The following is an 18,832-nucleotide window of genomic DNA, read 5'->3' on the forward strand; positions in this document are numbered from 1 at the left end:
GCCAGACTGACTACGCTTCGAGCATGCTCTGCGTTTCCTGGTAGCGCGTATGCCACGACAGCGCCTGTTCCAGGAGGTGCGGCGTGTGTCCGCCGCGCTGGCATGCCGCGTCGTAATACGCGCGCAATTGCTCACGGTAATCGGGATGCGTACAGCGCTCGATGATCAGCGGCGCCCGTTCGCGCGGCGCCAGGCCGCGCAAGTCCGCATAGCCCCACTCCGTCACCAGCACGTCGACGTCGTGTTCCGTATGATCCACATGCGACACCATCGGCACGACGCTGGAGATGCGCCCGCCCTTGGCCGCCGATTTCGACACGAACATCGACACTTGCCCATTGCGCGCAAAGTCGCCCAGCCGCCGATGCCGTTCATCATATGCGTGCCGCACACGTGCGTGGAATTGACGTTGCCGTAGATATCGAATTCCAGCGCCGTGTTCAGGGCGATGATGCCCAGGCGGCGCACGATTTCCGGATGGTTGCTGATCTCTTGCGGGCGCAGCACGATTTTCGAGCGGTAATGGTCGATATTGTCCATCAGCTTTTGATGCACGCCAGCCGACAGCGTGATCGACGAGGCCGAGGCAAACGCCAGCTGGCCCGAATCGAGCAACTCGATGGCGCTGTCCTGCAGCACTTCCGAATACATCGTCATGTTCTGGAAGGGCGAACCGATCAGGCCGTGCAGTACGGCATTGGCGATGGTGCCGATGCCCGCCTGCAGCGGCAGCAATTCCGGGCCCATGCGCCCGGCCGCCACTTCGCCTTCGAGGAAGGCGATCACGTGGCCGGCGATCGCCTGCGTTTCCGCGTCGGGCGGCAAGGCGTTCGACGGACTGTCGGGGCTGTCCGTGATGACGATGGCGGCAATGCGCGCCGGATCGATGGCGATGGCCGTGCTGCCCAGGCGCTGGTCCACGCGCGTGAGGGGTATCGGTTCGCGGCCCGGCAAGGTTTGCGGAATATAAATGTCGTGCAAGCCTTCCAGCGCCAACGGCGTGGACAGGTTGATTTCGATAATGACTTGTGTTGCCTGCTGGGCGAACGCGGCGGAGTTGCCCACCGACATGGTCGGGATGATGGCGCCGGCCGCCGTGATGGCCGTCGCTTCGATGACGGCGATATCGACGGCAGCCAGGTTACCCGAACGCAACTGCTCGGCCGTTTCCGACAGATGCTGGTCGATGAACATGACTTCGCCGTTGTTGATCTTGCCGCGCAGAACCGGGTCGACCTGGAACGGCATGCGGCGCGCCAGCACGCCCGCTTCGGCCATCAGGCCGTCGCTGCCGTTGCCCAGCGAAGCGCCCGTGATCAGGGTCAGGCTCAGCGGGTCTTGCAAAGCGCGCTCGGCCAGTGCGCGCGCGGCAGGGCCTTGGCGTCGCCGGCACGGGTAAAGCCGCTCATGCCGACACGCATGCCGTTGTGGAACAATTTAGCTGCCTCATCGGCGCTCATGATTTTGCTGAGCAGGCCTGGGTGGCGGATACGGTCCTCGTACATCGTGATGCTCCTGATATTCTTAATATTCTCAAACTGGATGGCTGTCATACACCAACCCCATAAGTGGATTCAGTATAAAATCCCGGCCATATGCATGGCATGAATTAATTTCGCCACATCCAGTCGATATTTTCATGCCGCGCCACTGCCGAGCACCCTCTTGGATATCCGTTCCCTGCGCTATTTCGTGGAAACCGTGCGCCTGTCGAGCTTTACGCAGGCGGCCGAATCTCTGCACCTGACCCAGTCCACCATCAGCAAGATGGTGCGCCAGCTGGAAGACGAGGTGGGCGCGCAGCTGCTGGTGCGCGACGGGCGCAAGCTGACCCTGACGGACACGGGCCGCATCGTCTACCAGCACGGCACGGCCAGGAAATGCTGGCGAACATGCGCCAGCTGACCCTGGAAGTGCGCGACACCCAGGCCTTGCAGCGCGGCAGCCTGACGGTCGGCATCCCGCCCATGATCAACGTGCTGTTTACGCCCGTATTAAAAGCCTTCCGCGCGCGCCATCCGCACATCAGCCTGACCCTGCAGGAAGACACGGGCCAGCAGATCGAGCGCAAGGTGGCGGCCGGCGAGCTGGAAATCGGTATGACGGTGCTGCCAGCCGACCCGGAACTCGACCTCGTGGCCGTGGAAGTGGCCAGCTACCCGATCTGGGCCCTGGCCGAGCCGGGCACGTTCCAGAAAAACCGCACGACACTGCCCTTCAAGGCGCTGGCAGACTTGCCGCTGGTGTTATTGAAAGATGATTTCGCGCTCACGCGCAGCCTGCGCCAGCATTTCGCGCAAGCGGGCTTCACGCCGACGATTGCGGCGCAGAGCGGCCAGTGGGACTGGCTGGTGGCGATGGCCTCAGCGGGCCTGGGCGTGGCGCTGCTGCCCGAGCCGTTCATCCACCGCCTGGCCGGCGAACCACTGGAAGCGGTACGCATCGTCGAGCCGGAAGTGGCGTGGCAGGTGGCGCACGTCTGGAGCGGGCGCTATCTGTCGCACGCGGCGCGCGCCTGGCTCGAAGTGTGCCAGGACGTACTGGGCACGCAATTCGCGCACTGACGCAAAAAAAAAGGGTGGCCGAGGCCACCCTTTTGCTTGATCGCGACAGCGCGGCTTATTTGGCGTCGTCGTTGTACATGCTGGCGTATTTCCAGCCGAAGTACAGAATGAAGGTGTAGCACAGGGCCGGCACGAGGAAGGACAGCTGCAGGTTGATATGGTCGGCCAGGAAGCCCTGGATGAACGGCACGATGGCGCCGCCGACGATGGCCATGCACAGGATGCCCGAACCTTGGCCCGTTTGCGCGCCCAGCTTGTTCAGAGCCATGCTGAAGATGGTCGGGAACATGATGGAGTTGAACAGGCCGACGGCGATCAATGCCCACATGGCCGTATGACCGCTGGAGAACACGGCGACAAGGATCAGCGCGATGACGACGGCGGCGTTGAAGGCCAGCGTCTTGCCCGGGCTGACATAGCGCATCACGGCAAAGCCGACGAAGCGGCCCAGCATGGCGCCCCCCCAGTAATAGCTGACGAAATAGGCGGCGTCGGCGTGGCTGAGGCCCGCGATATGGCTCTCGCCCAGGAAGTTGATCAGGAAGCTGCCGATGCTCACTTCACCGCCCACGTACAGGAAGATGGCCAGCGCGCCCAGCACCAGGTGGCGGTGCGACCAGATCGAGACCTTGTGGCCGTCCTGCGCCAGGGCGGCCGCATCGTCCGCATGCGAAATCTTCGGCAGCTTGGCCAGCGCGAACAGCACGGCCAGGATCACCAGGGTGGCGGCCAGCACCAGATACGGGCCCTGCACGGAAGCAGCTTCCTTGGCGCGGTAGGCCAGTTGCTCGGCCGCCGGCAGCAGGTCGAACTGCTGCACCGTCAGCACGGTACCGGACAAAATCAGCATGCCGCCCAGGGCCGGTGCCACGGTGGTGCCCAGCGCATTGAAGGCCTGGGTCAGGGTCAGACGGCTCGACGCCGTCTGCGGGTCGCCCAGTTCCGTCACGTACGGGTTGGCCGCCACCTGCAGCACGGTGATGCCGGCCGCCAGGATGAAGAAGGACAGCAGGAACAGCGCGTAGCTGCCGGTGGACGCCGGGTAGAACATGGCGCAGCCGGCGGCTGCGATCAGCAGGCCGGCAACGACGCCGCGCTGGTAGCCGATTTTCTTGATCAGCATGCCGGCGGGCAGCGAGACGATGGCGTAGGCACCAAAGAAGCAGAACTGCACCAGCATCGCCTGGACATAGGTCAAGGTGTAGATCGAGCGCAGATGGGGAATCAGCACATCATTGAGCGAGGTCAGCAGTCCCCACATGAAAAACAGCACCGTGACAATGATCAGGGCGCCTGTATTGTTTTGCGTGCCGGCCTGTGCGGACTGGACGCCCTGGCCTTGCTTTACGTATTCCATACCTTCTCCATTTTTCAATTCCAAGTTGATCTTGCCAGGCATGGAAACGTTTCCATCCAGGCAGCACCAGGACGCGCAAGCGCCACGCAGATATCAGCGTGGGCCATGACTGCCATCAGCGATACGGGGGCAGGCATGGCAATCTTGCGCGCGGCAGGCGCACGGCCGACCGTTTCTCGTCAGAACGATGTCTTGTGGGCGCGGCACGCCTGCGGGCTGCGTTTGAAAACAACATCCAGGACAAAACAGTCTTGTAGTAAAACTACGATACTGCGCCGGCATTATGCCTTAAAGCCCCGTATTGCGCAGCTTTCCCGCCAGTTATCTCAAAAATGAATAGCTGACATTTGAAATCAAAAGTAGCCTTATAACTTGGAATTGGTATACTTGTGTTGCAGTGCAGCATAACGCGGCACGCCACACAAGGAGTCTGCCATGTCTACCGCATTTACCTACCACACCACGCAAAGCAGCAATATCGTCGCCACCCTGGTGCACGCCGCCAAACGTCTTGGCGCCTGGCTGAACCAAAGCAGCGACCGCCGCGAACGCGCTTACGAAGAAGCCTATCTGGCCGAATCGACCGACCGTTACGATCTGGAATACCGCATGCGCGAACTGGCCCGTGCCAACCCGCAGCCAAGCTGGATGAGCGGCCTGAGCCGTTAATGTTGAGCAAGAAGTAAGCAGCGCCAGCAAGACCATCGCCAGCCCCATCCTGCTCGCCCCGCGCTTGAGCACAGGATGGGTAAGCGGCAGCAGGCGGCCGCCCGGCATGACGCCGGGAAGCGCCACGATGCTGCAGTGCATCAGGTCATTTTCATGACCCTCTGCACGTTTTACTATCAATTCATCTAGTTTTACTACGTACTTCTACGGACCGCTCAATGCGGAATCATGCCGGTGAACACGTACGCCTGCAGCATGGTGATGATGCCGATGATGACGGCAAACAACAGGCTGTGCTTCAAGGTGAAGCGGAACAAGTCCGATTCCTTGCCAACCAGGCCCGTTGCCGCGCAGGCGACGGCGATCGACTGGGGCGAGATCATCTTCGCCGTCACGCCGCCCGTCGTATTGGCCGCCACCATCAAGGTGTCGGACACGCCGATCTGGTGCGCCGTGGTGTTTTGCAGTGAACAGAACAGGGCATTCGACGAGGTGTCGGACCCCGTCAGGAAGACACCCAGCCAGCCCAGGAATGGCGAGAAGAACGGGAAGGCGGCGCCGCTGCCGGCCAGCAGCAGGGCCAGGGTGGACGACATGCCCGAGTAATTGGCAACAAAGGCAAACGCCAGCACCAGGCCGATCGACAGCACGGGACGGCGCAATTCCACCACGGTTTCCACGAAGGCCTTCACGCCATCGCGTGGCTTCATGCGCAGCATCAGCATCGACAAGACGGCCGTCAGCAAGATCGCCGTGCCCACGGCCGACAGCAGATCGAGCTTGAACACCGCGTCATACGCCTTCGGCTCCGCCACGATGGGCATCGTCTTCATCACCAGCTTATCGAGATACGGCACGTGGATCTTGATGACCAGGCCAGACAAGGCGCCGCCGGCGGCAAACAGGGCCTTGAAGCCGGGCAGGCTCCATACGGTGACGATGGCCGTCAGCAGGCCGAACGGCGCCCAGGCGCGCATGGTCTGCGCCGTCGTGTAGGGCGAAGCGGCGCGGTTGCCGCCGCCGCGCAGATCCGCAGCACCGCCCGCGCCGCCAAAACCGGACAGCGCAGCCGTGCCGCCGCCGACGGCATGGGCCACTTTCGCATTCTTCGGCTGCCACACTTTCAGGAACAGGGTCAGCGACACCAGGCTGACGAGGGCCGAGGTGATGTCCGGCAGTTCAGGGCCGATATGGTTCGACGTGAAATACTGGGTGACGGCAAAGCTGAAACCCGTCACCAGCGCGGCCGGCCACACTTCGCGCACGCCGCGGAAACCATCCATCATGAACACCAGCCAGAACGGCACCAGCAGCGACAGCAGCGGCAGCTGGCGGCCCGCCATCGCGCCGATCAGGAAGGGGTCGATGCCCGTCACCTGGCCCGCCACGATGATGGGAATGCCCATGGCGCCAAAGGCCACGGGGGCCGTATTGGCGATCAGGCACAGGCCTGCCGCGTACAGCGGGTTGAAGCCCAGGCCCACCAGCAGCGCCGACGTGATGGCCACGGGCGCGCCGAAGCCGGCCGCCCCTTCCAGGAAGGCGCCGAAGGCAAAGCCGATCAGCAGCACCTGCAGGCGCTGGTCGTCCGTCACCGACAGCACGGAGGCGCGGATGATGTCGATCTGCCCCGTCTTCACGACGATTTTATACAGGAAGACGGCCGTGACGATGATCCAGGCGATGGGCCACAGGCCATACGCGAAGCCGTAACCGGCCGCCGCCAGCGCCTGCGGCACGGGCATGCCGTAGGCGAAAATCGCCACGGCCAGCGCCAGCGCCAGGGTGACGGCGGCCGCCACATGCCCCTTGATGCGCAGCGCCGCCAGGGCGATGAAGAAGAAAATGATGGGCACGGCTGCCGCCAGCGACGACAGCCACAAGCTGCCGAGCGGTGTATAAAGTTGGGTCCAGGTTTGCATGTCGGGTCTCCTCCGGTGGATGCGGGTTAAGTAAAAAACGGCTTTTGATGTAATTGTGTGCAGCGTGTTTTTTGCGGTGTGGCGGGGCGTCGCTATTCTTCCTGTCCCCGTGCATTGAGCAGGTCGGCCAGGCTGCGCGGCGCCGGTTGTAAAGGCTTGCGGTGCTGCGTCCAGCCCAGCTGCGCGCGCGGCGTCAGCAGCCGCAGCCGCGTGGCGGCCCAGCGGAACAGGCGGTAGCTGGCGGGGCGCGCAAAAGCGCCGCTCCAGAAGCGCCAGATCAGGCTTTCGCCGCGGCTGAACTTGGCCCCCTGTCCGCGCAGCGGATGCGCCACCTGTTCATCCGGATTGCGGTTCGCCTCCGTGCGCAGGCGCACCAGCAGCTGCGGAATCGGGATGCGCACGGGGCACACCTCGCCGCAGGCGCCGCACAGGCTCGATGCGGTGGCCAGGTCGGCCGTCGCGTCCAGCCCCAGCAAGTGGGGCGAAATGATCTTGCCGATCGGCCCCGGATACGTGGTGCCGTAGGCGTGGCCGCCGATGCGCGTGTAGACGGGACAGTGGTTCATACAGGCGCCGCAGCGTATGCATTGCAGGGTGGCGCGCAGTTGCTCGTCCGCGTAGGCCTGGCTGCGGCCGTTATCGAGCAAGACCAGGTGCACTTCGCGCGGCCCATCGAGCTCACCGGCCCGGCGCGGGCCGGAAATCAGGTTGAAATACGTGGTGATGGCTTGCCCGGTGGCGGAGCGCGTCAGGAGGCTGGCCAGCGGCACGATATGTTCCAGCTTGGCGACCACCTTTTCCATGCCCATGATGGCGATGTGCACCTCCGGCACGGACGTCGTCAGCCGGCCATTCCCTCGTTTTCCACCAGCCACAGGGTGCCCGTGTCGGCCGCCGCGAAGTTCACGCCCGACAGGCCGATGTCGGCCTCGACGAAAGCCTGGCGCAGGGCGCGCCGGCCCGTCTGGATCAGGCTGTCGACGTCTTCCGTGTAGGGCGCGTCGGGAATGTGCTCGGCGAACAGGCCGGCGATGTCGGCCTTGGTCTTGTGAATCGCCGGCATGACGATGTGCGACGGCTTTTCGCCGGCCAGCTGGACGATGTACTCGCCCATGTCCGACTCCAGGCACGTCATGCCGCGCCCTTCCAGGTAGTGATTGAGCTCGATTTCCTCGCTGGCCATCGACTTGCCCTTGATGAAGCGCGTCGCCTGGGCCTTTTGCGCGATGGCGTGGATGATGGCGTTGGCCTGCTCGCCATCCTCGGCCCAGTGCACCTGCACCCCGGCCGCCGTCAGCCGCTCTTCCAGCTGCACCAGCAAATCGGGCAGGCGCGCCAGCGCATGCCGTCGCACGGCTTCGCCGATGTCGCGCAGGCGTTCCAGCTCGTCGCCGTCGGGGAATTGCGCCGTGCGCTTGTCCTGCAAAAAATCCATGGCGCCGCGAAAGCTCTGGCGCAGCTTCGGGTCGTCGAGCGCGGCGCGGGCGCGCGCGTGAAAGTCTGCAGGTTTGACAAATTGCAAGGGCTTGGCGTTCATGGCTGGCCTCCTTCGTGGGCTGACAGGTCGTCGATGATCAATACCCACAGCCAGCGCGGGCCATGCGCGCCATACGCGAGGGTTTGCTGGATGTCCGACGTTTTCGAGGGGCCCGACACCAGCACCAGGTTGGACGGCATGCCGTCCGACCAGCGCTCGGCGCGCGCCGCCGCGTGCAAGTCCACGTGCAGGCTGCTCGCATACACGAGGCAGATGTGCAGGGGCGGCGCCAGGGACACCGTGCGCGGCGCGGCCGCGTCGGGCGCGATGACCAGCGTGCCCGTGGCGGCGATGCCGGAACGGGCGACGGTAAACCCGGCGTCGACCGTGTCGAACAATTCGCCCTTCCACTGCGCCAGCGGACGCTCAAAAGACAGCGCTGCCACGCACTGCGGCAAGGCGGCGCGCAAGGCCTGCCTGTCCTTCGGCGCTGCCGGCATCGAGCAGCAAACGGCGCACGCCGTGTTCACCGAGGCGCTGCGCCAGCAGGGCCGGCCAGGCGTCCACGCTCACGCAGTCGACCTGCGCGTGCGCAGCGCGCAAGGCTGCCTGCATGGCGCTTATCCTGTGCCGTGCCGGCAGCGGCGCGGCAGCGCGACGGGCCTGGTAGTGATTGTCGATGGCGGTATCGATGGTATCCACCGCTTCGGGCGCGGAGGGTGCCGCGGCGCGCAGCCGGCCCAGCATGCGTTCGCGGGCAGTCAATGCCGTACTCATGCCGCACCTCCCGTGCGGCGCCACAAAAAGCTGGCCAGGTGCTCGACGGGCAGCGGCGCGCCCTGGTGCTGCGCGGCGTGGCCGATGTTGAGCAGGCAGCCGCAGTCGGCCGAGACGAGCCGGTCGCAGTCCGTGGCGCAGGCCGAGGCGATCTTGTCGCTGACCATGGCGCCGGAAATGTCCGGATGTTTTAGTGAAAACGTGCCGCCGAAGCCGCAACATTCCGATTCGCGCTGGTGTTCGATGCGCCTCACGCCGGGCAAGGCGTCGAGCAGGACCACGCCGTGCGTGCGCGTGCCCATTTTCGCGGCGCGCGCCGCACGAGGTGTGCAGCACCACGTTTTCATCGGCCTGCCCGGCGCCAGAAAGGCTGGCCAGGTCGAGTTTGAGCACGCAGACGAGAAATTCGCTCAGTTCATACACGCGTCCGGCCAGTTCTTGCGCCTTGGGGCCGGCCACGGGGTCGTCCTGGAACAGCTGCGGCCAGTGGTGGCGCATCATGCCGGCACAGGAACCGGACGGCACGATCACGGGCCACGGCTGCGCAAACAGGTCGAGCTGGGCGCGCGCCACGGCACGCGCCTGCTCCGGGTTGCCGCTGCTGTAGGCAGGCTGGCCGCAGCAGCTCTGGCCGCGCGGATAGTGCACCAGCAAGCCTTCGCGCTCCAGCAGGCGCACCGCGTCGAGCCCCGCCTGCGGCACGAACAGGTCGACCAGGCAGGTGGCAAACAGGTACACCTGGAGCGGTGCGGGCGGGTAATGACGCGGCTGGCGCGGGTCTGGCTGCATGAGTGTGTCTCCCCGGCGCTCTGTGTGTTGCTGCGGCGCCGCTGTGTGTTGTTAAGAATGACTGGTTCACGCATAATTCCAGCTTCCGAGAACCACTTCAAATTGCTCGGACCACTTTAAAACAACACCGGAAGACAGCGATGGCGACAGGCATGCAGACGCGGGGCAGGGTCGAGATGGTGATGCGCAGGCTGGAAACCGCCCTGCTGGACGGCAGCTTGCCGGCGGGCGCGCAATTGCCGGCCGAACGCCTGCTGGCGCAGCAATATGCGGTCTCGCGCAATACCGTGCGCGAAGCGGTGCAGCGGCTGGCGGCACGGGGCCTCGTGCGCAGCCGGCGCGGCGCCGGCGTCTTCGTGACGGATCAATTGCGCACCGGCATGGCGTCGCCGTGGAGCCAGCTGGTGGCCGACCACCCCGCCCTGCGCGACGACATCCTGGAATTTCGCCGCGTGCTGGAAGGGGCGACGGCTTATTTTGCGGCGCAGCGGGCCAGCGGCGACGAGCGCGCGCAGATCATGGCGCTGCTGGCCGAGCTGGAACAGGCACGCGCCAGCGACGACAAGCACGGCGAGGCGCAAGCCGACGCGCGGCTGCATGAAGTCATCGCGCAAGCGTCGCACAACACCATGTTCTTGCACTTGCACACCAGCATCATCGGCATGCTGCGCGAACACATCACCATCAATGGCACGGGCTTGCGCCAGCAGGACGAGGCCACCTCGCTGCAACTGCTGTCGCAGCACCGCACGCTGTGCGAGGCCATCTGCGCCAGCCAGCCCGAGGAAGCGCGCACGGCCATGCAAGGCCACATCGATTTCGTGCGCACGCGCGTCACCAGCGACGAATAAGGTCCACTGGTAGGACCAATCCAACAGGCAGCATGGCGGCGCGATGCGTCGCGGCTTGTCGCAGGGCCGGGCAAGAATGGGATCCCGATTCGCTATCCGACAGGTTTCCATGCATTTGCACCATGCAACTGACGATATCCGCAAGCCGGCGCCGCCTCCCTTGCCGGCGCGCTTGCACGATCCGCAACAGGAAGCGGCGCCTCCGCGCCCGGCTTCCGCCTGCGGGACGCACGCCTGGCCCTTGCTGGTCCTGCATGCCGGCGCCAGCGCCATCTTTGCCGCCGCGCTGTTGCCGCCCGCCGGCTGGCCGCTGGCCCTGGCCTGCTGCCTGGCCATCCTGGCCATGCTGTTGCGCGCCTTGCGCCCGCCTGGCGCACAGCCTGGCCGCGCCGCCTCCGGCACCGCGCTGCTGGCGCTGGACCTGCTCGTCTTCCTGCTCTGCTATGCCTTGCGCGAAACCGACGCCGGCTGGCATGCGACCGCCTTTTGCATCCTGCTCGCCGCACCCTATGCGGGCATCACGCGGCACCTGCTGGGCGGTGCCGGCCTGGCCGTCGTGGCAAGCCTGGCCTGGCTCGGCCTGCAGGACGAGCTCCAGGCCGGCAGCGCCGCCACCTTGATGCTGCTCAACCTGACCGGTCTGTGTGCCGGCCATGGCCAGCTGCGCCAGCGCCGCGCGCACGTCCTGCAGCACGCCAGGCTCACCGAGCAAGCCATGCGCGACCACCTGACCGGCTGCTACAACCGCCGCTACCTCGATGAGCACCTGCTGGGCGCCGAACTTGCGCGCTCACAACGCCATGGCCTGTGCCTGACGGCCATCCTGTGCGATCTCGATCACTTCAAGCGCGTCAACGACGCCCACGGCCATGCCGCCGGCGATGACGTGCTGCGCACCTTTGCTGCCCTGCTCGGCAACGCCACGCGCCGCGGCATCGACAGCGTGGTCCGCCACGGCGGCGAGGAGTTCCTGCTGATCCTGCCTGAAACGGACCTGGCAGGCGGCGTGCGCCTGGCCGAGCGCCTGCGCGCCGGCCTGTTGCAGCACATCGGGACGACGGCCAGCTTCGGCGTGGCGTCCGTCGCGTGCGCACCCGGCCGCCAGGCGCCCGGCGCTGCCGCCCTGGTCGCTGCCGCCGACCGCCTGCTGTACCAGGCCAAGCACGCGGGGCGCAATTGCGTCAGGGCCACCATGCTGGACGCCCTGTAATTGCCATCGAATCAATGTTACCATTCGTTAACTTATGTACTCATCAGTACACATCCTGCCATTCAATAGAACGGAACCACCATGTCTGAACACGCGCCCCGTCCCTCCACCATCATGCGCCAATGGCAAATGCTGCGCCTGATACCTCCGGCGCCTCGCACCATCACCGCCAACGAGTTGCACGACAAGCTCAAGGCCATCGACTTTGCCATCGGCCTGCGCACCATCCAGCGCGACTTGCTGCTGGACCTGGCCGAGATTTTTCCGCTGACCAACCCAGCCGACAGCAAGCCGTTTGGCTGGTGCTGGATGGAAAACGCGGCGCGCATGGACATGCCGGGCCTGTCGACGCCTGCCGCGCTGACCCTGGCCCTGATGGAACAGCACATGCGCCATGCGCTGCCGCCGTCCACCCTCGACAGCATGCAGCCATATTTCAGCGCGGCGCGCCAGACCCTGAGCGCCACCAGCGAGCGTGCCAACTCGTCCGCCTGGCTGGGCAAGATACGCGTCATCGCCCCCATGCAGCGTCTGCTCGCGCCCGTCATCGACGAAGCTTGCCAGCGCACCGTGTATGAAGCGCTGATGCAGAACCGCCAGCTCAAGCTCAGCTACAAGAAGCGCGACAACGACAATCCCGTCAGCTATGATGCCGTCCATCCGCTGGCCATCGTGCAACGCGGTCAGTTGCTCTATCTGGTATGCCTGTTCGCCGGGTACAACGATGTGCGCACCCTGGCCCTGCACACGCGCGTGCAGCAGGCGGAAATGCTCTACCTGCCCGCGCGCGAACAGCCCGGCTTCGACATCGACGCGTATATCGCCTCAGGCGCCATGGGCATCCGCGATGGCGAACCGCTGCTGCTCGAAGCCGTGTTTGCCCGCCGCAGCGGCGAACACCTGTACGAGACGCCGCTGAGCACGGATCAGCAATTGCAGGAACGCGAGGACGGCTCGCTGCACCTGAGCGCCACCGTGCCCAACACGCGCGAACTGCAATGGTGGCTGCTGGGCCTGGGCGATGGCGTGGAAGTGCTGGCACCGGCCGCGCTGCGCGAACAGATGAAAAGCACCATCACCAGCATGGCCAGCCGCTACGCCGCCTGACGGCGGCCCCCGGCGGCGGCGAAAACTGCTACCATCGCGCGCCGCCACTCCTTTCGTCCGCACATGACCGTCCTCAGCCATACTCATCCGCTGGTGCGCCAGCTGGAAAACGACTTGCTGCCCCTGTTCCGCGCCGCCCTGCCGCCACTGGCGGCCGCGGCGCCACGGGTGCTCGCCTCCGTCTTCGCCTTTTCCAGCGGCACGGCCAGCGCCTTCCAGGATTATCACTTCGGCATTTCCTGCCTGCTCGAGGACGTGCCCGAGGATGCCCCGGAAGAAGTCGCCCTGCTGGTCAGCGTCACGGGACTCGACGCCAGCGCCCGGCTGAGCGCCAAGGTCGTCTGGGGCCAGCCATCTAGCTTGGTGGAAACGCAGGCCGAGCTGCCGGCGGCCGACTTGCCGGCCTTGCACGCGGCCCTGCCCGGCTTGCTGGCCCGCCTGCAACAGGCAGCCAGCCGTGGCAGACCGGGAATCTAACAGGCGCATGAAAAAGTGCCGAGAAACAACAACTTACGATTTCCATAGCGCAACTTTGTTGACTTCCACTAGCCCCACCCCCTATCCTTTCAGTTACGTTTGGTGAGAATGTGTGCATGTTCGCGCGAGCATGCTGACGGCATCGCCTTGCTCCCAATAAAGTCCTTTCCGCATTTTTATCGCAACCATCAGGGCAACGCGCCTGGACGGCCGCTGCCTGCAAATACGGAGCCGACTGCCATGCCATCGTACCGCCATTTTCCTCGAACATCCCTGCTGGGCTGCGTCTTCCTGCTGGCCAGCGTGCCCGTGCAGGCGCAGACCGCGGACAGCACTGCCGCCACCTTCAGCGCCAATGCCAGCCTGACCTCGCAATACATCTCGCGCGGCTTTCGCCAGACCTGGGGCAAACCAGCCCTGCAGGCGGGCCTCGACTATGCGCACCCCAGCGGCTGGTCGCTCGGCACCTGGGCTTCCACCGTCAGCGACCGCTATATCCAGGACGCCACGGTCGAATGGGACCTGTACGGCGGCTACGGCGGCACGGTGGGCGAACTGGGCTACAGCGTGCTCGCGTATTACTACAAGTATCCGGGCGCCGTCTACCGCGCCACTGGTGTCAAGTACGACTATGGCGAGCTGTCGCTGGGCCTCAGCTACAATGCTGTACGCCAAGTACAACCGCACCGTCACGCGCGACTTCTTTGGCATCACCAATGCGCGCGGCACCGGTTATCTCGACGTGGGCGCGAACATCGACCTGGGCCATGCCTGGACCTTGAACTTGCACGCAGGCAATGGCCGTGTGGCAGGCAACGGCAACGCCATGTGGAACTGGCGCGACGCCAAGGCCGGCGTCACCAAAACCCTCGACGGCGGCTGGAGCGCCAGCGCCGCCCTCACGCGCGCCTGGGGCGCCACCGACGCCTATGACCATTACACCCTGGGCATCCCGGATGCGGCCGGCCGGTTCGACACCTCGAACCCGGCCGCGGCCACCTTCGTGCTGGCCATCAGCAAGACTTTCTAGGCGCGCTACCCGCGACGCCCGAGACACCGATACCTCTCCCCACCAAGGAACAGCATCATGCAACTATCACTGAACAGTAAAATCTGCGTCGCCGCCACCGCGCTCGCCGTCCTCAGCCTGGGCGTCACGGCGGCGGTGATCGGCTACAAGAGCAGCGCCAGCGCCGAAGCGGCCGCCCTGGAACTGGCGCGCACGTCGGCACGCGAAGTGGCCGGCGCGCTGCAGGCGCGCATCGCCAGCAACCTGTCGAGCGTCTCCAGCCTGGCCGGCGCCATGCGCGGCACCAAAAGCGCGAATTTGCCCCTGCAGCGCGAGCAGATCAACGAACTGACCAAGGCGACGCTGACCAGCTCGGAAGACTTGCTGGGCGCGGCCGTGACGTGGGAAGCGAACGCGCTCGACGGCAAGGATGCGGAATTTGCCAATCAGAAGCCGAACTATGACGCCAGCGGCCGCTTCATGCCCTACTGGACGCGGGGCGCCGGCGGCAAGCTGCAAGTCGAACCCATCGTCTTCGACCCGAAACCGGGCGCCAACGACTGGTACGACGTGCCCAAGCGCACGGGCAAGACTTTCTTTACGGAACCGTACATCTACCCCGTCGACGGCAAGGATGTGCTGATGGCTTCGCTGGTGGCGCCCATCATGATCGATGGCAGCTTCAAGGGCACGGCCAGCGCCGACTTCATGCTCACGCGCCTGGCGAAAATCCTGGCCGGCCTGAAAGTGATCGAGGGCGGCAAGCTGGCCCTGATCTCGAACGGCGGCCTGTACGCCAGCCACCCCGTGCCTGAACGGCTGGGCAAGAAGGCGGACGACGTGCCGGCCGCCGGCCTGGAAAAGGTGCGCCAGGGCCAGGCGTATGAATACGAGGACGACAAGGGCTATATCCATTTGCTGCAGCCGCTGCAGATCCACCCCGATATCGCGCCGTGGAGCGTGGAGCTGAATTTCCCGAAAAGCGTGGCCACCGCCTCGGCGCGCGACCTGATGATCTACACGCTGATCGTCGCCCTGCTGTGCGCGGCGGCCACGGCCGGCATCTTGATCCTCGTCGTCAACCAGCTGACGCGCCCGCTGCGCACCCTGGGCCGCACCATGACGGACCTGTCCAGCGGCGACGCCGACCTGCGCGTCAAGCTGGAAGTCAAGGGCACGGACGAGCTGGCCGTCATCGGCAAGGGCTTCAACCAGTTCGTGGAAAAAATCCACGCCGTGCTGCTGCAAGTGCAAGCCAGTGCCGACAACGTGGCCCGCGCCAGCGCGGAAATTGCGCAAGGCAATAATGACCTGTCGGCCCGCACGGAACAGCAAGCCAGTTCGTTGGAAGAAACGGCCGCCTCGGTGGAAGAGCTGACGGGTACCGTCAAGGAAAACGCCGACCACGCGCGCCAGGCGAATCAACTGGCCGCCTCCGCATCGAGTGTGGCACAGAAGAGCGGCGAAGTGGTCGGCAAGGTCATAGAGACCATGACGTCGATCAATGACTCGTCCAATAAAATTGTCGACATCATTTCCGTCATCGATGGCATCGCCTTCCAGACGAATATCCTGGCCCTGAACGCGGCCGTGGAAGCGGCGCGCGCGGGCGAACAGGGGCGCGGCTTCGCCGTCGTCGCCACGGAAGCGCAACCTGGCGCAGCGCTCGGCCGCCGCGGCCAAGGAAATCAAGCTGCTGATCGACGATTCCGTGGGCAAGGTAGCGGCCGGAAGCAAGCTCGTCGATGAGGCGGGCGCCACTATGGAACAAGTGGTCGACAGCGTGCGCAAGGTGACCGCCATCATGGCCGACATCAGCGTCGCCACCACCGAGCAAAGCGACGGCATCGCCCAGGTCAACCAGGCGCTGGCGCAAATGGATGGCGTGACGCAGCAAAACGCGGCCCTGGTCGAGGAAGCGGCAGCGGCCGCAGAAAGCCTGCAAGACCAGGCCAGCCACCTGGCCGAGGTGGTCAGCGTGTTCAAGCTGGGCGAGCAGCAGCGCCAGGTGGCGCCGACAGCAACGCCGGCGGCAGCCGTGGCAACGCCGCGCGCCGCGCCGCAAAAGACGGCGCCACCGGCCCAGCGCCTGGCCGCTGCCAAGCCGCACGCGGCGCAGCATGCGCCGGCCAAGGCACCGGCAGGCGATGACTGGGAAGAATTTTAAGCCGGCCATCTCTGGCGGCGGCCGGCGCCATTCTCAGGCGCCGGTACTATCTGCACCCGCCGCATTCGCAATGGCAATAGCGTTCTTTATATGCCGCCATATAAATACATGCTTCATTCATGATTATGCGCGGCACCCGCCTGATTCTTCTCGCCGCCATTCAATGGCCGCACTTTCAATACAAGCATTGCGGCCAACTTCAGATTTCAAAAAAAATAAGATATGCATTTCCTCTATAATATCGCCGCGCATACGGCATGGCCTCCAGCCGGCTGATAATTTATAGGAATTACGCATGAAAAAAATTTGGACTGTATTAATGGTATCGGGCACAGTGGCATTGGCTGGCTGCGGTGGTGGTGGTAGCGATAGTGGTAACAGCAGCAGCAGCGGTAGTGTTGCCGTAGCTGTGCCACCAGTGGTGGTCGCGCCCCCGCCTCCACCGGCACTGGCCGCTTATGTTGGTACTTGGCAACCCGCTTGTGAAGACCAAGCGCGCCAGCGCCTCGTCGTGGCCCTCAAAAGCGATGGCAGCGGCGCCCTGGAAATGTCGACCTACGACGAAACCTTCGGCACTCCCGATTGCAGCGGTCCCGTGCAATTCACGGAAACGACGAGCGAGAAAATTACCGCAACGCCAGACGGTACTGGCAATATTCAGCTCAAGCTGGCAGCGGACAGCCCGGCCTCGGACATCCGCATCGACAAGGTCGTATCGTCGCTGCCAGCCCACACCATCCAGTTTACGGGCCCGGCCGTCACCACGGTGCTGGTCGATGGCAAACCCCATTGGCGCATCACTGATGGCAGTGGCGACACCACGGACATCGCGGATACCGGCATACAACAGGCAGTCAGTGGCAAGGGCGGCTTTTATCTGCGCGGCAACGAATTATTTACCGTGATGGAAAAAGACGGCGCTTATGTGCTCGATATGCACTATGTAAAACAATAAATCAGCCGATAATCAGCCATTGCGCCGCGTGAACGGCGCAATGCGCACCAGTTACACCACATCCTCCCATCATTCCCTCAAACCATTTCAGTGCATCGCCGCGACATGATCTAAATCAAGTCGGCGATAGATTCAGTGAGAATTGCCGCCCATTAAGACTTCTATAATGAGGCCGCGTTTACGGCACGCACCGCTGCCGGATAAAAAGGACTCTGCATGAAAAAACTATTGGCAGTATTGGCCGGCTCGGCGGCGGCACTCCTGAGCGGCTGCGGTGGCGGTGGCGGCAGCACGACACAGCAGCTTGCCGGCGATTCCGGCAGCACCTCGCCACTGGCCGCGTATATCGGCACGTGGCAATCCGCGTGCGACGATCACGACCGTCAAGTGCTCGTCATCGCGTTCAAGAGCGACGGCAGCGGTTCGCTGGAACTGACGCCGACCGGCGAAACTTACTTCAAGGCCGATTGCTCCGGCCCCGTGGTCGCGACGGACGCCATGAGCGCGAAGATCACCGGCAACCGGACGGTACGGCCGACATGCTGATCAAGCTGGCGGAAAATGCCGCGGCAACAAGCTTACGCGTCGACAAGATCACCTCGTCGGTTCCGGCCTATACCTTCCAGCGCAGCGGCACCAGCGTGCAATATGTGCTGCGAGACAACATACAGCAGTGGTGCGTCAATGTCGACAATGGCGAATCGTGCATGTGGGATGAAGGCATGCAGCCGGCGCTAAGCGTCCCCGGCGGCCTGTCCTTGCGCGGCAACGACCTGTACTCGGTAGTGCTGGACCCGAAAAAAGGCGTGTATGTCCTGGACTTGCACTACGTGAAAAAGTAAATGCATGATTTGCTGCGGCCACGTCATGGAATCGTGGCCGTTCGCGGCTGCCTGTGTAAAATCAAACAGACATTGCAAAAATAAAAAGCTATCCTGTTAAAAAACAGGAGCTTGCCATGTCGAAGCATACCTTCTCCCTGCCCTCCCACGCCACGCTGGATGCCCTGCTGCAGCCGCAGGACGGCACTTTCCACCCCATCGAAGGTTTAAGCCGGCTGCGCGACGCGGGACTGGACCAGCTGCCCCCGCCCGGCCACGGCGCCACCCTGCAGCGCTGGCAAATGCTGGCCGCCATCGCCGCCGTCGACCTCTCCCTGCTCAAGCTGTATGAAGGCCATACCGATGCGCTCGCCATCCTGGCGGAGATCGGCGGCTCCAGCGTGCCGGCCGGCAGCAGCTGGGGTGTCTGGTGCGCGGATCTGCCGGGCGCGCGCGTCCGCTTGCGGCAGACGGCCGATGGCCGCCATGTGCTCGACGGCCGCAAGGCCTGGTGTGCCGGGGCGCAGGGCCTCAGCCATGCCTTGCTCAGTTGCTGGAACGACGAGCACCAGGCCTGCCTCGCCTCGGTGGCCTTGGCGCAGCCCGGCGTGCACGTCACGGACGAAGGCTGGCAAGCCGTCGGCATGCATGCCTGCGCCAGCGTCGACGTGACTTTTTTT

11 protein-coding genes and 7 pseudogenes are annotated in these 18,832 nt (G+C 64.4%); 11 read left to right on the forward strand and 7 right to left on the reverse strand.

Annotated features, from left to right (window positions below):
- Positions 1-10: 10 nt before the first annotated feature.
- Positions 11-1,505: pseudogene (locus ACQVLG_RS29785) on the reverse strand (acetyl-CoA hydrolase/transferase family protein).
- A 160-nt stretch (positions 1,506-1,665) separates the two neighbouring features.
- Here ACQVLG_RS29785 and ACQVLG_RS29790 point away from each other — a divergent pair.
- Positions 1,666-2,564, forward strand: a pseudogene (locus ACQVLG_RS29790) (LysR substrate-binding domain-containing protein).
- 55 nt (positions 2,565-2,619) lie between these two features.
- Here the strand turns inward: ACQVLG_RS29790 and fucP are convergent.
- Positions 2,620-3,921 (reverse strand): L-fucose:H+ symporter permease, encoded by a 1,302-nt coding sequence (gene fucP, locus ACQVLG_RS29795; protein ID WP_230542191.1) that lies wholly within the window; start codon positions 3,919-3,921, stop codon positions 2,620-2,622.
- Positions 3,922-4,356: 435 nt separating this feature from the next.
- On the opposite strand from fucP, the gene ACQVLG_RS29800 reads away from it, so the two are divergent.
- Positions 4,357-4,590: a DUF3563 family protein gene (locus ACQVLG_RS29800; protein ID WP_230542192.1), complete on the forward strand. Its 234-nt coding sequence runs from the start codon at positions 4,357-4,359 to the stop codon at positions 4,588-4,590.
- A gap of 215 nt (positions 4,591-4,805) precedes the next feature.
- Here the strand turns inward: ACQVLG_RS29800 and ACQVLG_RS29805 are convergent, their stop codons facing one another.
- From ACQVLG_RS29805 to ACQVLG_RS29820, 4 genes and pseudogenes are all read right to left on the reverse strand, one after another.
- Positions 4,806-6,512 (reverse strand): lactate permease LctP family transporter, encoded by a 1,707-nt coding sequence (locus tag ACQVLG_RS29805; protein ID WP_474292150.1) that lies wholly within the window; start codon positions 6,510-6,512, stop codon positions 4,806-4,808.
- A 92-nt stretch (positions 6,513-6,604) separates the two neighbouring features.
- Positions 6,605-8,049 (reverse strand): annotated as a pseudogene (locus ACQVLG_RS29810) (LutB/LldF family L-lactate oxidation iron-sulfur protein).
- Positions 8,046-8,766 (reverse strand): annotated as a pseudogene (locus ACQVLG_RS29815) (LutC/YkgG family protein). The pseudogenes ACQVLG_RS29810 and ACQVLG_RS29815 overlap by 4 nt, the downstream one beginning before the upstream one ends.
- Positions 8,763-9,555: pseudogene (locus ACQVLG_RS29820) on the reverse strand ((Fe-S)-binding protein). The pseudogenes ACQVLG_RS29815 and ACQVLG_RS29820 overlap by 4 nt, the downstream one beginning before the upstream one ends.
- Positions 9,556-9,695: 140 nt before the next feature.
- On the opposite strand from ACQVLG_RS29820, the gene ACQVLG_RS29825 reads away from it, so the two are divergent.
- From ACQVLG_RS29825 to ACQVLG_RS29865, 9 genes and pseudogenes are all read left to right on the forward strand, one after another.
- Entirely contained in the window at positions 9,696-10,406 is a 711-nt protein-coding gene (locus ACQVLG_RS29825; protein ID WP_289904132.1) for a FadR/GntR family transcriptional regulator, read from the forward strand.
- Positions 10,407-10,515: 109 nt separating this feature from the next.
- On the forward strand, positions 10,516-11,616 hold the full coding sequence (locus ACQVLG_RS29830; RefSeq protein WP_474292151.1) for a GGDEF domain-containing protein: 1,101 nt from the start codon (positions 10,516-10,518) through the stop codon (positions 11,614-11,616).
- 81 nt (positions 11,617-11,697) lie between these two features.
- A complete protein-coding gene (locus tag ACQVLG_RS29835; RefSeq protein WP_474292152.1) occupies positions 11,698-12,723 on the forward strand; it encodes a helix-turn-helix transcriptional regulator in 1,026 nt (341 codons plus the stop codon).
- A gap of 63 nt (positions 12,724-12,786) precedes the next feature.
- Entirely contained in the window at positions 12,787-13,200 is a 414-nt protein-coding gene (locus tag ACQVLG_RS29840; protein WP_474292153.1) for a hypothetical protein, read from the forward strand.
- A 240-nt stretch (positions 13,201-13,440) separates the two neighbouring features.
- A pseudogene (locus ACQVLG_RS29845) lies at positions 13,441-14,230 on the forward strand (TorF family putative porin).
- Between the two features lie 57 nt (positions 14,231-14,287).
- Positions 14,288-16,376 (forward strand): annotated as a pseudogene (locus ACQVLG_RS29850) (methyl-accepting chemotaxis protein).
- Between the two features lie 295 nt (positions 16,377-16,671).
- The gene (locus tag ACQVLG_RS29855) at positions 16,672-17,331 is read left to right on the forward strand and encodes a hypothetical protein (protein WP_474292154.1); all 660 of its coding nucleotides are present in this window, start codon (positions 16,672-16,674) and stop codon (positions 17,329-17,331) included.
- 216 nt (positions 17,332-17,547) lie between these two features.
- A complete protein-coding gene (locus ACQVLG_RS29860) occupies positions 17,548-17,877 on the forward strand; it encodes a hypothetical protein (RefSeq protein WP_474292155.1) in 330 nt (109 codons plus the stop codon).
- A complete protein-coding gene (locus tag ACQVLG_RS29865) occupies positions 17,871-18,173 on the forward strand; it encodes a hypothetical protein (protein ID WP_474292156.1) in 303 nt (100 codons plus the stop codon). Before ACQVLG_RS29860 ends, ACQVLG_RS29865 begins: the two co-directional genes overlap by 7 nt.
- A 206-nt stretch (positions 18,174-18,379) precedes the next feature.
- On the opposite strand, the gene ACQVLG_RS29870 is transcribed toward ACQVLG_RS29865, so the two are convergent.
- The gene (locus tag ACQVLG_RS29870) at positions 18,380-18,802 is read right to left on the reverse strand and encodes a hypothetical protein (protein WP_474292157.1); all 423 of its coding nucleotides are present in this window, start codon (positions 18,800-18,802) and stop codon (positions 18,380-18,382) included.
- Between the last annotated feature and the right edge of the window lie 30 nt (positions 18,803-18,832).

It is taken from the genome of Janthinobacterium sp. TPC_1 (genome assembly GCF_056037845.1).

Excerpts from the sequence above, each read along its gene's own strand:
- fucP (WP_230542191.1), bottom strand. The coding sequence starts at position 3,921 with ATGGAATACGTAAAGCAAGGCCAGGGCGTCCAGTCCGCACAGGCCGGC.
- ACQVLG_RS29800 (WP_230542192.1), top strand. The coding sequence starts at position 4,357 with ATGTCTACCGCATTTACCTACCACACCACGCAAAGCAGCAATATCGTC.
- ACQVLG_RS29805 (WP_474292150.1), bottom strand. The coding sequence starts at position 6,512 with ATGCAAACCTGGACCCAACTTTATACACCGCTCGGCAGCTTGTGGCTG.
- ACQVLG_RS29825 (WP_289904132.1), top strand. The coding sequence starts at position 9,696 with ATGGCGACAGGCATGCAGACGCGGGGCAGGGTCGAGATGGTGATGCGC.
- ACQVLG_RS29830 (WP_474292151.1), top strand. The coding sequence starts at position 10,516 with ATGCATTTGCACCATGCAACTGACGATATCCGCAAGCCGGCGCCGCCT.
- ACQVLG_RS29835 (WP_474292152.1), top strand. The coding sequence starts at position 11,698 with ATGTCTGAACACGCGCCCCGTCCCTCCACCATCATGCGCCAATGGCAA.
- ACQVLG_RS29840 (WP_474292153.1), top strand. The coding sequence starts at position 12,787 with ATGACCGTCCTCAGCCATACTCATCCGCTGGTGCGCCAGCTGGAAAAC.
- ACQVLG_RS29855 (WP_474292154.1), top strand. The coding sequence starts at position 16,672 with ATGAAAAAAATTTGGACTGTATTAATGGTATCGGGCACAGTGGCATTG.
- ACQVLG_RS29860 (WP_474292155.1), top strand. The coding sequence starts at position 17,548 with ATGAAAAAACTATTGGCAGTATTGGCCGGCTCGGCGGCGGCACTCCTG.
- ACQVLG_RS29865 (WP_474292156.1), top strand. The coding sequence starts at position 17,871 with ATGCTGATCAAGCTGGCGGAAAATGCCGCGGCAACAAGCTTACGCGTC.
- ACQVLG_RS29870 (WP_474292157.1), bottom strand. The coding sequence starts at position 18,802 with ATGCATGCCGACGGCTTGCCAGCCTTCGTCCGTGACGTGCACGCCGGG.